The organism is Marinobacterium rhizophilum DSM 18822, from assembly GCF_000378045.1.
In the GTDB taxonomy this organism is placed as follows: domain Bacteria; phylum Pseudomonadota; class Gammaproteobacteria; order Pseudomonadales; family Balneatricaceae; genus Marinobacterium_A; species Marinobacterium_A rhizophilum.
Map to the genome: position 1 here is coordinate 244,270 of NZ_KB899093.1, position 13,725 is coordinate 257,994.

A 13,725-nucleotide genomic window follows, 5' to 3' on the forward strand; every position below is an offset into this window, starting at 1 on the left:
TTGCGCCGGGTGACGCAGGTATGTGCACAGGGTACGGTCATGCCCGGAACAGGGGCTGCTATACCTAACTATAGTTCGCGGGCCCGGAATGTAGGGGGCGCGAACAGAAGTGGAATACAGCGGATCTGTTTCGCTCGGCCGCTGTCTGGACTAAAAATAGAACTATTTAACCCGTCGGACCGATCGATGGCCCGGTGAGGGCGCCACAAAAGCCCGCATGCACTTGCGTGCGCTTTTGTGCCGTGGCTGACAAGCAGGCAGGTCACCTGTTTGTCAGCCTGGTTGATAAATCTGGGCACGACTACAGAGGATTGCATCATGAATGTTGATATGCGGCTGCACCCCAGGGTGAGTGTGGATCTGCCGGCCGAGCTGGAACCTTTTCGAGGGGACTGTCTGGATGTGCGCCTGGTTAACCTCAGCCTGAGCGGTGTGCTGGTTGAAGGCAACGCCGAACTTGAGGCGCTGCTGGGCGCGCGCAAGAGCCCTGCATCCGACATGCCACTGGAGCTGAATCTGCATTTCGGACTTGAAACGCAGTCCGTGCATTGCCATTGCCGAATGGTCCACAGCCGGCGCCTGGCTGAGAACCGGTTCCAGGTTGGCATGAAGATTCTGAGTATCCCCACGGATAGCCAGGGGCTGCTCAGCCGTTATATCGAGGCTCGGCTGCACTGAGATGTTGCTGATGATCTGATCATGCTAACGTAATCCAGGGTAGAGTTTTTCCGATGATGGAAAGCGGCCATGGAAACTGCGCACGGGCACCTGCCATGGCCTTTGCGGCCCGGGGGAGAATCAGACAATGCGGACAGGATCAATCAGCGCGCTGAGCAGCACGGGCTTTCACCGACTGGTTTATCACGAGTGGGGCAGCGTCGAGAATGACCGCGTGGTGGTCTGCGTACACGGCCTGGCACGCAACAGCCGCGATTTTGATGACCTGGCACAGGCGCTGGCGCGGGACTATCGCGTGGTCTGCCCCGATATTGCCGGACGGGGTCATAGTGACTGGCTGAACCCGCCGGCGTACCAGATTCCACAGTACATGAACGACATGGTAACCCTGCTGGCACGGCTGAATGTCGAAAAGGTCGATTGGGTGGGGACTTCCATGGGGGGGCTGATCGGTATTTGTCTGGCGGCGCTGCCCAACAGCCCCATCCGCTCCCTGCTGCTCAACGACATAGGTCCCTTTGTACCCCGGGATGCGCTGAAGCGCATTGCCGACTATCTCGAAGACCGCCGTTTTGACAGCATCGAGGCCTGTGAGGCCTGGTTGCGTCAGACGTACCCGGCGCTGGGGCATCTCAGTGCTGCGCAATGGCACCGCCTGGCACAGACCAGTACCCGGGTGCTCGAAGATGGCACGCTGGCGGTGCACTATGATCCTGCAATCGCCGAGAACCTGCGGCTGAGCAGTGATGAGGATGTGGATATGTGGGCGATGTGGCAGCAGATTTCCTGCCCGCAGATGCTGATCTGGGGCGAGGCATCGGATGTGTTGCGGGCCGATACCGTGAGCCGCATGACCGAGTCGAATCCTGCCTTGAAGCTACTCAGTTTACCGGGCATTGCCCATGCGCCGTCACTGATGGACTCTCAGCAGATCGAGGCTGTGGTGTCCTGGCTGCGTTCGCACCAGCATTTGTGAAGCCCCGAGCCGCGCTGCCTGAAGCCCATGACCTTGTTTTAAGCGGAGGCTGAATGAGTGTGTTGACCCACTGGCCCGAGGATCAGTTGTGCCTGAGTGCGGCGGAACGTCAGCACGCGGTCGAGGCACTGCAGCGCGCCTTCGCATCCACCCTTGAGTCCCTCAAGGTGGATATCGGACTGGTGGAAATGTTCGAGGCCATCTATGTGCCGTTGGCCGCCTGGATCGCCGCTCATCAGCGCCGGCGGGGTGCGCCGCTGGTGGTGGGTCTGAATGGCGCCCAGGGTGCCGGTAAATCCACCCTTGTTACGTTGCTGGAAATTACGCTGAGCGAAGGCTTTGGTTTGCGGGTGGCAGGGTTCTCCATCGACGATCTTTACAAGACCCGGGCCGAGCGCGAGCGCCTCGGTGCCGATATCCATCCGCTGCTGAGAACCCGCGGCGTGCCCGGTAGCCATGATGTAGAGCTGGGTATCGAACTGCTGCGCGCGCTCAAACGCGGTGAAGCGGATGCAGCCATCCGCATACCGGTGTTCGACAAGTCCATCGACGACCGTTGCCCGGTGTCTGTCTGGCGCGAGTGGTCGGGGGGCGCCGATGTGGTGGTGCTGGAAGGCTGGTGTGTGGGGGCAAGAGCCCAGAGCGATGCCGCCCTGCTGGAACCGATCAATGCGCTCGAACGGGAGGACGATCCGGATGGGACCTGGCGCCGTTACGTCAATGCGCAGCTGCGGGGCCCCTATGCAGAGCTGTTTGCGCTGGTGGACGTTATGCTGATGCTCAAGGTGCCCAGCATGGAGGCCGTTTACGAATGGCGCTCACTGCAGGAAAAGAAACTCGCCGAACGCATGCGGTATTTGTCTGAAACGCGCGAGCCCCAGGAACCTTTGAGGATTATGGGGGATGCCGAAATACAGCGCTTCATTCAGCATTATGAACGTCTGACCCGGTCCATGCTGGACGACATGCCGGCGCGGGCGGATGTTACGCTGCACCTCAATGACAATCACAAGATCTGCGATATCAGCATTAATGCGCCGCTGCCTGAGTGCGGCTGCGGGCGCTGATCCCCGGCAATCACCGGGCTCACCTCATTGGCTAGATAGCGGCATCAGATCGGCAGCAGTACCGTAGAGGCTGCGCCGTGCAGCACCTTGTTGATGGTGCGGTTCTGGGTATCGGCCACGATGCGCGCCATCATGTCCTGCAATGCAATCAGTTTGCCAAAGGTACGGGCAAAACTCAGATTCTCGATGCCGACCTCGCTCAGGCCGTTACTGTACAAAAACAGCTCGCCATTTTCCTGGCGGGCATTATTGAGTTGCCAGGCGATTTTTTCGAGATTGCGCGCGCTGTTGTAGAGTTTTTGCTGGTCGATCTCGTCAAGCATGAAGAATTCATCCTGACCGTTATAGGCACTGTGGATCATGCCACTGATGCCCACCATCAAGGCCATGACACGGTCACCCTTGAATGTGGGGTCAAAGGCCAGCGGAACCGCGTGGACGCCATAGCGGTTGTTCAGCTCGCTAAAGCGGGTCTTGCGAGGAAACTCGAACAGCTGATACATGCGCTGCGCAATGGTGGTGCCGGGAGGCGCCTTGGCAAGTTCGCGCGGATTGCGCCGGTACAACTTCAGCATCAGCTCCCGGCTCAGGCGATTGACCTCGGCGATATGGGCGTCGGTCACCATGTCGATGTCCGACTTGGCCAGGTTGCGCATCTGGAACGGGCGTTCCTGCTGCTGCGGGGCACAGGCGCTGAGACCCAGTGCCAACAGCAGTGTCAGCAGAATAGGCGGCGATCGCATCATGATGTCATTATCCGTTTTCCAGCTCGAGTTTAGACAGGTCTCCGGAGGCGGGCAATTGCGTTTGCTCACCCTCGCGCGTCTGGGCTTGCGGCGCTTCTGATGCGTTAGCTCTATCTGGCTGGCGTTCCAGCAGGGTGTAGCGACTGCCGTTGCGGGCCCGTTCACCGCTGGGAGGGGACTGGAAGGCAATACCGCCACCCACGAAGCTCTCCAGGGAGTCACTGTCGATTTTCAGCCCCCGGGTGAAGCTGAACTCGGCACTGAAGCCGCTGATATTCCAGAACTGGCTGCCTTGACGCACCAGGTGGGCGTGTTCCGCCTCGATATGGGCAAAGATATCCACAGACTGGCCATCACCGCTGAGTCGAAAACCGGTGACTTCACCCACCGGTACCTGGCGGTAGAATACCCGGCTGCCCTTTTCCAGGGCGCCGAGCTTGTCGGCGTTCAGTACCAGGTTGAGGCCGTAGCCCCGGGCGCTTTCTGGAGCACTGGCGGCGGCGATGAAGTAAAGGCTCGGGTCTGCGTCTGGCGCGCCTGCACTGACTTCGACGTGGCTGCCGACCAGGATATCCGCCGGGTTGCGGATGGCGGAGAGCCGTACCTCGGGCTGTTCGATCCAGAAACGACTACCCTTGCGGGCCAGAAAGTGGCCTTCGCTGAAGAGGACGGCAGTGGCATCGATGGTGCCCTGGGCATCGTACAGCCTTACCTGCTCAATGCGCCCCACCGTGAGGCCGCGATAGCGTATCGGCGTGCCGGCCTGTAGCGGGCGGTCGGGCGGAAACAGGATACGGATCTCGAGTCCCTGTTCGACGCTGCTGGCCTGGTTGGCATAGAGCTGAAATGGGTGTCCGGCAGCGATGGCAGCCCCACCTGCGGGGGTGTTAAAGGCAATGCCGCCGGTGACCAGACTGGCGAGAGATTCGGTTTGTAGCTTGAAGCCCTGCTGCAGATTGAAGTCCGCCGACACGCCGCTGGCATTCCAGAAACGGGAGGCCGTGGTGACCAGGTCCCGGTAAGGCTTGTCTATGAGCAGTTCAATTTCGACACTGTCCGTCGCAGGCTGTAACTGGTAGTGGCTGACGCGCCCGACTTTAAGTTGCTTGTAGAGCACCGGCGAACCCACGGCGATGGAGCCCAGGCTTTGGGCCTCCAGCTTGATCATCAGCTTGCCGGCGCGTTCTGCGTAGAGCAGTTTGCCCTGTCTGGAGGCTGCATCGAAGTCGTTGTAAAGCGTAAAACGCTGGTCGGCAGCGGCGCTGCGCGATTCGCGTACATCCGGTGTAAAGAAGCTGATACCGCCGTTAATCAGAGTGTGCAGCGATTCGGTTTGCAGCTTTACGCCGTCCAGTCCTGCGGCAAAGCGAATGCCGCTGCTGTTCCAAAAGCGGCTATGGCTTGCCACCAGGTCGCGGTACTTCTCCTGGATGACGCCATGAATCAACACCTGCTGGCCCTTGTCGATGAGTTCATAGCCCAGCACTTCACCCACGGGCAGCTGGCGAAACAGGATCGGCGAGCCGCGGGAGATGGAACCCAGTTGTTCAGTGACCAGCTCTATGGCCAGGCCGCTGTGTATGGGTTTGCGCACCGGGGGCATATCCAGTGCGGTAAAGCTGAGCTTCTCGTGTCCCGTGCCCGGCTCCAGGTGGATATAGCTGCCCTTGACCAGTTTGCGCCAGTCGCCCAGGTTTCCCACCGTCAGCTCGGGGCGCTCCAGCCAGAAGCGGCTGCCGGTACGCAGCAGGCTGCGTGCACGCGGGTCGATCAGCAGTGTGGCACGCAGCTCACTCAGGTCGTCGCTCAGCTGCAGGCTGCGGATGCGGCCGATGCGAATGCCCTGACTCATGACCTCGGTGTTTTCGCTAAGGGCGGTCGTGCCGGGAAAGCGCAGTTCCACCTCGATGCCGTTCTCCGCCGCGTCAAAGTCGGGATAGAGCTTGAATTGGTCGCCATTGCCGGCCGGCGGTGATTCGTAGTCTTCGTTAAGAAAGTTGATGCCGCCGGCAATGATGGCGGCCAGCGAGCCGATGCGAATATCAACCTTGGGCAGGTCCGCCTTGACCTGGATACCGCTGGCGTTCCAGAAACGGGAGTTTTTCTTTACCAGGTAGCTGTAGCGCGGCTCGATAAAGACATCGATCTGGATGTCATCCGCCTCGCTGGAAAGGCGGTAATCCACCACCTCGCCGACATTGATGTCACGGTAGTAGACGCGAGAGCCGCGATTGATGGATTCCGCGCTGTCGGCGAACAGCGTGATGTAGAGGCCGTCGTCGCTTTTATCCGGGGGGGGCAGGTCACTGCGGGCCTTAAAAAACCGGGTGGGTGCACCTTCGCCCGGCTTGATGCCGATATAGTATCCCGACAGCAGGGTTTCGAGGCCGCGTACGCCGGACAGTGATACCTGGGGCTTGACCAGCCAGAACTCGGTGCCCTCGCGCAGCAGTTGTTCGGCTTCGGGCGCGACTTCGATCACGGCGGTGACGGTTTTGAGGTCTTCATTCAGGCGCAGGGATTTGAGCGTGCCGCCGGGCAGGCCCTTGTACAGCAGCTTGGTCTTGTTGATTTCCAGACCTTCGGCCGAATCGAATACGACCTGTATCTCGATGCCGGCCTCGCGGTAACTCTTGTAAACCAGCCAGCCCGCGATGAGTGCCGCCAGCAAGGGCAGAATCCAGACGGCTGACGGGCCGCGATGGCGGCGAACAACGGCCGGTGCGACGGGTGTGACATCGGTCATTGTAAAGCCTCAATCGGGGTGTCATTGGCAAGTTTGGGGTAGCGTTCGCTTTGTATCATGATGGATGTGTTTCGCTCACGTTGTTTGTCGGCGCGGTTTCGTCGGTGGCTTGTGATGCCCGCTGCCGGTCCCAGATCAGTCGTGTATCGAATTTTTGTGCCGCCAGCATGGTGCAAATCACGACCGCCGCGAACGCCGTGGCGCCGTGGTTGCCGATAATATGGGTGAGATTACCCAGTTGTACCAGCGCCACCAGTATGCCGACCACAAAGATGTCCAGCATGGACCAGCGACCCACCCATTCAACGAAGCGGAACATGAACATCTTCTGGCGCAGGTTGGTGGTCCAGCCCCGCTGTACGCTGAGCACCAGAATGAGCATGCCGATCAGTTTGCCCACGGGAATGACTACGCTGGCAATGAGTACCACCAGTGCAATCCAGAACAGGCCATGCTGGGTCAGCTGCACGACGCCCTCGATAATGGTGCTGGGGTCGCCGCGGCCCAGGGTGCGGACGGTCATGATTGGCAGCATGTTGGCCGGCAGCAGCAGGAAGACTGCCGAGCACAACAGCGCCCAGGTCCAACTCAGGGAATTGGGTGTGCGGGCATGCAGTTTGGCATGGCAGCGGGGACAGTGCATGCCCTCCATGGCCGGCGGACACAGCAAACTGCAGTCGTGGCAGCAAATGGGGGTATCGCCTGCAGCATAGAGGCTGGGATCGGGTTGCGGGGTGGACTGGCGCTCACCAATCAGGTGCCAGAACTGGTCCTGGTTGATCATGGTGGAGCTGAGCAGCGTTATCAGTATCAGTGCCACCAGACTGTAGAGGCCAAGGCCAGGCTCTATGCTGGCAATGTCGACCAGCTTGACCACCGCTACCGCGATACCAAGCAGATAGACCTCCAGCATGCCCCATTCGTCCAGGTGCTGATAACTGCGCAGTGCCAGTGCGGTGCCACGCCAGAGTGTGCGTCCGTGCAGTGAGGCGCTGACAAAGAGCAGCAGCAGCAACTTGACCAGCGGTACCAGAATGACAAACAGCAGAATCAGCAATGCCACTATCCAGAGGCCATCGTCGTACAGCGACATGGCACTGGAGAACACGGTCTGATTCTGGTGGATTCCAACGACTTCCAGTGTCAGCAGTGGGTAGATGTTGGCCGGCAGGAACAGGATCAGCCCGGCAATGGCCAGGGCGAGGCTGCGCTCAATACTGTTGACGCTTTGGGCAAACAGGGTAGAGCCGCAGCGCGGGCACTGCGCCACACCGCCGGGCGGAACCTCGGGCCGGGTGAGCAGCAGATCGCATTCATGGCAGGCGATCATGTTCTCCATGGCGTGAGTCTTGCCTCCATTTCAGGCCGACGAGCGTTGTAGCGCATCAGAGGCCCTGTACGGTAAAAGGTTCAGTATGCCAGATTCCCTTGTGCTGCCCAGTACCTGTTGCGACAGCATAGGCACTCATTATGGCATCTATATTTTTGCCCCCGCGCAAGTCTTCATGCCGGGTGGCAGCTGGGCTCTTGTGCCACTGGCCCGATCCGTTATAGTGCAGCGCTTGTTATTTGGCGTGCAGTGCTTGTCATTATGACGCCTGCCGGCATGCTGTCTGTAACGGTGCGCGATAGAGGGGGTTTCCATGACCGACAACACGGGTGACTACAAGGCGCTGCGGCGGGAGTATCAGGCCAAGACGCTGGACAGGGCGGATCTTGCGGCAGATCCGGTGCAGCAGTTTGATCGCTGGATGAAAGAAATAAGCGTTCTGATGCCCGCGGATGCGACATCCATGACGCTGGCGACGGCGAGCGCCAGCGGCATGCCCTCGGCACGTATCGTGCTTCTCAAGCATTTCGATGCCCAGGGATTTTGCTGGTACACCGATTATCGCAGCCACAAGGGTCAGGACCTGGCGGAAAACCCGCAGGCTGAGCTGATGTTCTACTGGCCGTTGCTGGAGCGTCAGGTGCGCATCTGCGGCACCGTGGAACGCCTGCCTGATGTCTTTGCCCAGACCTATTTTGCCGAGCGTCCGCTTGGCAGTCGCCTCAGTGCTGCGGCGTCGAAGCAGAGTGCCGTTGTGGACAGTCGTGCGACGCTCGAGCAGCGTGTCGATGCGTTGCGCACGCAGCATGCAGACGGCCTTGTGCCCAAGCCCGAACAATGGGGCGGTTATCGCCTGCGCCCCGTTGCATTTGAGTTCTGGCAAGGGCGTGAAAATCGTCTGCACGACCGCATGTGTTACCGTCTGCAGGATGGTGCCTGGGTAATCGAACGACTTCAGCCTTGAGGATGTGACATGACAACGTATCTGCCTTGCCAAACCAGCGAACCGGACGGGCCTGTTCGTGCCAGCGTCATCTGGCTGCATGGCCTGGGTGCCGACGGCGGTGATTTTGTTCCGGTTGTACCCTATCTGGAGTTGCCTGCCGATGCCGGCGTGCGCTTTGTTTTCCCCGACGCACCGGTGCGCCCGGTGACCGTGAACGGCGGCATGCGTATGCCAGCCTGGTACGACATTCTGGAAATGAGCATCGAGCGCAAGATCGATAACGCGGCACTGGATGTCTCGGCACAGCAGATAGGCGACCTGATTGAGCGTGAGATCGCGGCAGGTGTGCCGAGTGAGCGCATCTTTGTGTTCGGATTTTCCCAGGGAGGCGCCGTGGCTTACCACACAGCGCTGCGTTACCCAAAAAAAATGGGTGGGGTGGCGGCGCTGTCGACTTACCTGGCCACGGCCGATCGAATGGCGGCCGAAGTGAATGCCGCCAACGCGAATTTGCCCATTCTGATCTGTCATGGCACCGAGGACGATGTGGTGCCGCTGCAAGCAGGGCTGCGCGCCCGTGAGGCTTTGAATACCCTGGGGCTGGAACCGCAGTGGCATGACTACCCCATGGCGCATGAGGTTTGCCTGCCGGAGCTGCGGCAGATTGGCGCCTGGTTAACCCTGCATTTGTCTGAAAAGGAATAAAACCATGAAAGTGGCTGAAAATACCGTTGTCAGCTTCCACTACCGCCTGTTCGATGACGACGGCGAGCTGGAGGTGGATACCCGCGATGGCGATGCACTGCCTTATCTGCATGGCCGTGCCAATATTATTGCCGGGCTGGAGAACGCAATGGCCGGGCATGAAGCCGGCGATATCCTGCGGGTGAAGGTACCGCCGCAGCTGGGTTACGGCCTCTATGACGACGACAAGGTACGTACCCTGGAGCCATCCTTTTTTGAAGGGCTGGAGGATTTTGGCATCGGTTTCACCTGCCAGCTGGAAGATGATGAAGGCACGCTGGAGCTGGCCACGGTGGTGGACATCGATGACGATGGCGTTACCGTCGACAGCAACCATCCTTATGCCGGCCGTACGCTGGATTTTGAAGTCGAGATCATCGACGTTCGGGCGGCCACCGAGGCCGAGATTGCCCAGGGGCGCGTAGAATCGCCGACTGCATGATTCAAGTGCGTGTGGCGCCGTGCTATCTGCGGCCTGTATTTACCGCCTTCTGGTTACTGTGCTGCACCTTGCTGCTGGCCGGCTGTAGCCGCGAGCCCGAGTTGCCGTACTTTGAACCGGGTACAAGCGTGCTGGCGTTCGGTGACAGCCTGACCTTTGGTACTGGCGCGAATGCCGCGCAAAGCTACCCTGCCCGGGTGGCTCAGGCGACGGGCTGGAATGTGCGCAATGCCGGTGTACCGGGAGAGCTGGCCGAAGACGGGCTGGTGCGGTTGCAGTCATTGCTGCAGGAAGACTCACCCGCGCTGGTGCTGCTGTGTCATGGTGGCAACAACCTGTTGCGGGGAGAGCCTGACGCGCGCATCCGTGCTCAGCTGGCTGAGATGATCGAGCTGGTGCAGGCTCAGGGCGCACAAGTGGTGTTGCTGGGGGTGCCCAAACCGTCCCTGCTGGTTCGAACAGCCGGCTTTTATGCGGAGCTGGCAGAGCAGTATGAGGTGGCCTATCTGCCCGATGCCGTCGCCGAGACCCTGTCTGATCCCGCACTCAAGTCCGACCAGGCACATCCGAATGCCTCTGGCTACGCCTTTATTGCCGGCCAGCTGCTGGAGCTGTTGCGAGAGTCCGGCGCTTTCTAGCGCGAATCTGAGTAAAACTGCACAGTAACCCGAGCGTTGGGTACGGGTGCCATGTCAGCGGTGCAATGCCGCTGACTACATCTTTTCGCGCCATTTCAAGTCCCCGATCTGCACGTTGAGCCATTCAAAACCGATGCGCCGGGCGACCGCTGCGGCGCCATCAAGACTTTTGAATTCCCGCTCGGCTTTGCTGCGCTGCAAGTCCAGCGTCACTACTTCGTTGTCCTTGGCGATGAACTTTAGTGTCCAGCCCCGCGCCATTGAAACCGGAATTGCCTGGCAGGAATCGAATACACCCGCTTTGAAAAGAAGTTTAATTTCTCTTTCCTGCATTGTCTTAATTCCTATTTGATTAATCATTTTTGTATTACTGATAAGTATATATATGAAACAGACTGGTCGCAATTTTACGACATGATTTATGCTCTTTTAACTATATGTTTTTAAAGGGTTTTTAAATTAAATTCGAGGGCGTTTCTTTGTTTTAAGGCGGAAGCGTTAACTCATTGATTTATATAGATAAAAGATTAGTTGTTGAGGGCGGTTTTTTAGAACTTAATGTCATATAAAGAGAAATCAATAATGATTTTACGATTATTCAAAAATATTATTTGAATATTCATATTTAGAAGACGGCCGCAGAGGGCGAGTACTAAAACAGGGAGGGCAAAAAAGAGAGGGCAAAGAGAGGGCAAAGAGGGGGCAGTGAAGGGCTTGGGCGAGGGTGTTAGTGCATGCGATGACCCGGTAACGGTGCGGGGCAACAGGTTGCAGGGAGTGGCAGCGGGTATGTCTGATTGTTAAGGCTTGGGATGCTCGCTGCTATTGGCAGGTGAACAACATAGGGATCGATCAGGCAGGGCTTAACAGAACCCGCTATGGGTGAGGAGTGGGACGGGTTGGCATCGCGCCTGGAGCGCCGGTCGACCTTGCCGGCGCCCCCTGTCAGCCAGCGCTTGCCGCTGTAGCGGCGATTGTTACCAGAACCCGCTGCCGGTGCTGAGGGTGTCTTCGCACTGATTGTATTCTCGGTATGTGGTTGGCATAGCGGCTGGAGCGCTGGTCGACCTTGCCGGCACCGCCTGTCAGCCAGCGCTTGCCGTTGTAGCGGCGGTTGTTACCAGAACCCGCTGCCGGTGCTGAGGGTGTCCTTGCACTGATTGTATTCTCGGTATGTGATTGGCATAGCGGCTGGAACGCTGGTCGACCTTGCCGGCGCCGCCTGTCAGCCAGCGTTTGCCGTTGCAGCTGCCATTGCGGTGGCCGCCCCAACCTTCGTGGTAGGTCAGTTACTGCCAGTTACTGCCAGTTACTGAGAGGTGCGGTATCCGACCTGGACATGCCGTTCAGTTTTTGTGATTTGGCGGGGGTGACTACCAGAACCAGCCGCCGGTGCTGAGGGTGTCTTTGCACTGATTGTAGTCTCGGTATGTGGTTGGTATAGCGCCTGGAGCGCTGGTCAACCTTGCTGGCGACGCCTGTCAGTTAGCGTTTGCCGTTGTAGCCGGTTGTTACCAGAACCAACCGCCGGTGCTGAGGGTGTCCTTGCACTGATTGTAGTCTCGGTATGTGATTGGCATCGCGCCTGGAGCGCTGGTCGACCTTGCCGGCGCCGCCTGTCAGCCAGCGCTTGCCGTTGTAGCCGCGGTTGTTACCAGAACCAACCGCCGGTGCTGAGATTGTCTTTGCACTGATTATACTGGCTGGCATAGCGCCTGGAGCGCTGGTCGACCTTGCCGGCAACGCCTACCAGCCAGCGTTTGCCGTTGTAGCTGCCATTGCGGTAGCCGCCCCAGCCCTCGTGGTAGGCCAGGTACTGGTTGCGGGCATCCCATTTGGATATGCCGTTCAGTTTTTGTGACTTATGGGTATACCAGCCCACGAAGTCCATGGCATCGGCGAAATCAGCCCGTGATGACCAGTTGTTGCCGGTTTCCCGTTCATAGTCGCTCCAGGTCTGCGTCTTGGCCTGGCTGTAGCCGTATGCGGAGCTGGCACGGCCATAGGGAATCAGACCGAGGAACCAGCGCATGGGCGGACGTGCATCATGACGAAAGCCGGATTCCTGGTACATGATGGCCATGGGCACATGGACCGGCGTGCCCCAGCGCTTGTTCATGTCCAGTGCGGCGGCATACCAGTCGCTTTTTTCCTCGAAGATGGCGCAGATGTTATCGGGCTTGCGTGGCGGCGCACTGCTGCAGCCGGCCAGAAACACAGCCCCGAGCAGGCAGCAGGTTAGACGTTGTCTGGATGTCTGGAGCATTGGCCAATCCTTGTCAGAGACTGCAAACATTACCAGAAAATTCAGGCGTTTAGTGCCCGGACATATTTGAAAACAGGTTCAGCACCATAACGCCGGACAGGATCAGCCCGATACCCAGCACGGCGGGCCAGTCGAGACGCTGCTGATACAGAAACCAGGCGACGATGGTCACCAGCACCACCCCAACCCCCGACCAGACAGCGTAGGCAATGCCGACCGGCAGGGTTCGCAGCGTCAGCGACAGAAACAGAAAAGACACGCCATAGGCGGCCACAACCAATAGCGAAGGGCCTGGCCGGGTAAAGCCGTCGGCCGCCTTAAGGGCAGAAGTCCCTATGACCTCGGCCACAATGGCAATTATCAGATAGAACCAGTGCATCGCGGACCTTCCCTGTATACGGGCTGTTATTGGGGCTCTTGCTGTTGTTTCAGTGCGGCGATGACCACCGCGCCCGTGCGTTGCAGGTGCTCGCTTAGGCAGCGTCCCAGGGCCTGGCCGTCCTGGCGGCGCAGGGCCTGCATTATCGTTTCGTGCTCGTCCATGGATTCATCCCAGCGCCCGCTGGACAGGTTGGCCAGGTAGCGTGCGCGGCTGGCGCGGCTGAGCAGATCCTGGTAGGTGCTGGCCAGCAGTCGGTTGCCGGTCAGCAGCGCCAGGTTGTGGTGGAATTCCTGATTGAGCAGGGTGTATTCCTTGCGCCGGCGATTTTGGTGCAGTCGCTGCAGCTTGCGATGCAGCTGCTCCAGCTGTTTGAGATCCTGTGCCGATAGCCGGGGGGCGACCTGTTCGCCCACCTGGCGCTCCAGAAACGCCAGTACTTCATACAGATCACAGGTTTCGTCCACGCTGACACAGGATACTCGGGCACCCCGATTGAGCAGCAAATCAACCCAGCCCTCGGCGGCCAGGCGCTTGATGGCTTCACGCATGGGGGTACGGGAAACCTGCATCTGGATACAGAGTTCGGCTTCGGGGATCTTGCTGCCGGGCACGAGGTCACCCTGCTGGATAAGCTGACGCAGCCTGTCTGCGACTTCCAGGTGGAGGGACGCAGGCCTGCGTAGCGGTGTACGCCCGCGCTGACGGATTGAGGCGCCTGGTGTGGATGCTTTCACGGCACTTGTTCCCTGTGCGGCCACTGCCGT

At 59.2% G+C, this 13,725-nt stretch carries 15 protein-coding genes; 7 read left to right on the forward strand and 8 right to left on the reverse strand.

Annotated elements, in window-relative coordinates; genetic code table 11:
• Positions 1-318: 318 nt before the first annotated feature.
• The 3 genes from F451_RS0107355 (at position 319) to F451_RS0107365 (ending at position 2,721) form a co-directional block, all read left to right on the forward strand.
• The gene (locus tag F451_RS0107355) at positions 319-678 is read left to right on the forward strand and encodes a PilZ domain-containing protein (RefSeq protein ID WP_020680710.1); all 360 of its coding nucleotides are present in this window, start codon (positions 319-321) and stop codon (positions 676-678) included.
• 127 nt (positions 679-805) lie between these two features.
• Positions 806-1,654: an alpha/beta fold hydrolase gene (locus F451_RS0107360; protein ID WP_020680711.1), complete on the forward strand. Its 849-nt coding sequence runs from the start codon at positions 806-808 to the stop codon at positions 1,652-1,654.
• Positions 1,655-1,707: 53 nt separating this feature from the next.
• Positions 1,708-2,721, forward strand: a complete 1,014-nt coding sequence (locus F451_RS0107365; protein ID WP_020680712.1) for a hypothetical protein — start codon at positions 1,708-1,710, stop codon at positions 2,719-2,721.
• Positions 2,722-2,765: 44 nt separating this feature from the next.
• Here F451_RS0107365 and F451_RS0107370 read toward each other — a convergent pair whose 3' ends face one another.
• From F451_RS0107370 to F451_RS0107380, 3 genes are read right to left on the reverse strand one after another with little or no spacing between them, the layout of a single operon-like run.
• Positions 2,766-3,467: a hypothetical protein gene (locus F451_RS0107370; RefSeq protein WP_020680713.1), complete on the reverse strand. Its 702-nt coding sequence runs from the start codon at positions 3,465-3,467 to the stop codon at positions 2,766-2,768.
• A 7-nt stretch (positions 3,468-3,474) separates the two neighbouring features.
• Positions 3,475-6,213 carry an MlaD family protein gene (locus tag F451_RS0107375; RefSeq protein WP_020680714.1) on the reverse strand — a complete coding sequence of 913 codons (2,739 nt, stop codon included), beginning with the start codon at positions 6,211-6,213 and terminating at the stop codon, positions 3,475-3,477.
• Between the two features lie 55 nt (positions 6,214-6,268).
• Complete coding sequence (locus F451_RS0107380; protein WP_020680715.1) at positions 6,269-7,552, reverse strand: paraquat-inducible protein A; 1,284 nt, start codon at positions 7,550-7,552, stop codon at positions 6,269-6,271.
• A 304-nt stretch (positions 7,553-7,856) separates the two neighbouring features.
• Here F451_RS0107380 and pdxH point away from each other — a divergent pair, with 304 nt between their 5' ends.
• From pdxH to F451_RS0107400, 4 genes are read left to right on the forward strand one after another with little or no spacing between them, the layout of a single operon-like run.
• Positions 7,857-8,507, forward strand: coding sequence for a pyridoxamine 5'-phosphate oxidase (gene pdxH / locus F451_RS0107385; protein ID WP_020680716.1), 651 nt, complete (start codon positions 7,857-7,859; stop codon positions 8,505-8,507).
• Between the two features lie 9 nt (positions 8,508-8,516).
• On the forward strand, positions 8,517-9,194 hold the full coding sequence (locus F451_RS0107390; RefSeq protein ID WP_020680717.1) for an alpha/beta hydrolase: 678 nt from the start codon (positions 8,517-8,519) through the stop codon (positions 9,192-9,194).
• A 4-nt stretch (positions 9,195-9,198) separates the two neighbouring features.
• The gene (locus F451_RS0107395; RefSeq protein WP_020680718.1) at positions 9,199-9,675 is read left to right on the forward strand and encodes an FKBP-type peptidyl-prolyl cis-trans isomerase; all 477 of its coding nucleotides are present in this window, start codon (positions 9,199-9,201) and stop codon (positions 9,673-9,675) included.
• Positions 9,672-10,313: a GDSL-type esterase/lipase family protein gene (locus tag F451_RS0107400; RefSeq protein ID WP_020680719.1), complete on the forward strand. Its 642-nt coding sequence runs from the start codon at positions 9,672-9,674 to the stop codon at positions 10,311-10,313. The genes F451_RS0107395 and F451_RS0107400 overlap by 4 nt, the downstream gene beginning before the upstream one ends.
• 75 nt (positions 10,314-10,388) lie before the next feature.
• Here F451_RS0107400 and F451_RS0107405 read toward each other — a convergent pair whose 3' ends face one another.
• The 5 genes from F451_RS0107405 to F451_RS0107420 all read right to left on the reverse strand — a co-directional run bounded on the left by F451_RS0107405 (position 10,389) and on the right by F451_RS0107420 (position 13,695).
• On the reverse strand, positions 10,389-10,646 hold the full coding sequence (locus F451_RS0107405) for a hypothetical protein (protein ID WP_020680720.1): 258 nt from the start codon (positions 10,644-10,646) through the stop codon (positions 10,389-10,391).
• A 752-nt stretch (positions 10,647-11,398) separates the two neighbouring features.
• On the reverse strand, positions 11,399-11,602 hold the full coding sequence (locus tag F451_RS28785) for a transglycosylase SLT domain-containing protein (RefSeq protein ID WP_420835272.1): 204 nt from the start codon (positions 11,600-11,602) through the stop codon (positions 11,399-11,401).
• A 362-nt stretch (positions 11,603-11,964) separates the two neighbouring features.
• Positions 11,965-12,579 (reverse strand): transglycosylase SLT domain-containing protein, encoded by a 615-nt coding sequence (locus tag F451_RS0107410; RefSeq protein ID WP_020680721.1) that lies wholly within the window; start codon positions 12,577-12,579, stop codon positions 11,965-11,967.
• A 49-nt stretch (positions 12,580-12,628) separates the two neighbouring features.
• On the reverse strand, positions 12,629-12,958 hold the full coding sequence (locus tag F451_RS0107415) for a DMT family transporter (RefSeq protein WP_020680722.1): 330 nt from the start codon (positions 12,956-12,958) through the stop codon (positions 12,629-12,631).
• 26 nt (positions 12,959-12,984) lie between these two features.
• Positions 12,985-13,695, reverse strand: a complete 711-nt coding sequence (locus F451_RS0107420) for a GntR family transcriptional regulator (protein WP_169434462.1) — start codon at positions 13,693-13,695, stop codon at positions 12,985-12,987.
• Positions 13,696-13,725: the final 30 nt, after the last annotated feature.

Bases quoted from the DNA above. Each gene is read 5' to 3' on its own strand.
- F451_RS0107415 (WP_020680722.1), bottom strand. From the start codon at position 12,958: ATGCACTGGTTCTATCTGATAATTGCCATTGTGGCCGAGGTCATAGGG.
- F451_RS0107370 (WP_020680713.1), bottom strand. From the start codon at position 3,467: ATGATGCGATCGCCGCCTATTCTGCTGACACTGCTGTTGGCACTGGGT.
- F451_RS0107395 (WP_020680718.1), top strand. From the start codon at position 9,199: ATGAAAGTGGCTGAAAATACCGTTGTCAGCTTCCACTACCGCCTGTTC.
- F451_RS0107410 (WP_020680721.1), bottom strand. From the start codon at position 12,579: ATGCTCCAGACATCCAGACAACGTCTAACCTGCTGCCTGCTCGGGGCT.
- F451_RS0107390 (WP_020680717.1), top strand. From the start codon at position 8,517: ATGACAACGTATCTGCCTTGCCAAACCAGCGAACCGGACGGGCCTGTT.
- F451_RS0107360 (WP_020680711.1), top strand. From the start codon at position 806: ATGCGGACAGGATCAATCAGCGCGCTGAGCAGCACGGGCTTTCACCGA.
- F451_RS0107400 (WP_020680719.1), top strand. From the start codon at position 9,672: ATGATTCAAGTGCGTGTGGCGCCGTGCTATCTGCGGCCTGTATTTACC.
- F451_RS0107405 (WP_020680720.1), bottom strand. From the start codon at position 10,646: ATGCAGGAAAGAGAAATTAAACTTCTTTTCAAAGCGGGTGTATTCGAT.
- F451_RS0107365 (WP_020680712.1), top strand. From the start codon at position 1,708: ATGAGTGTGTTGACCCACTGGCCCGAGGATCAGTTGTGCCTGAGTGCG.
- F451_RS0107380 (WP_020680715.1), bottom strand. From the start codon at position 7,552: ATGGAGAACATGATCGCCTGCCATGAATGCGATCTGCTGCTCACCCGG.
- F451_RS0107355 (WP_020680710.1), top strand. From the start codon at position 319: ATGAATGTTGATATGCGGCTGCACCCCAGGGTGAGTGTGGATCTGCCG.
- pdxH (WP_020680716.1), top strand. From the start codon at position 7,857: ATGACCGACAACACGGGTGACTACAAGGCGCTGCGGCGGGAGTATCAG.
- F451_RS0107375 (WP_020680714.1), bottom strand. From the start codon at position 6,213: ATGACCGATGTCACACCCGTCGCACCGGCCGTTGTTCGCCGCCATCGC.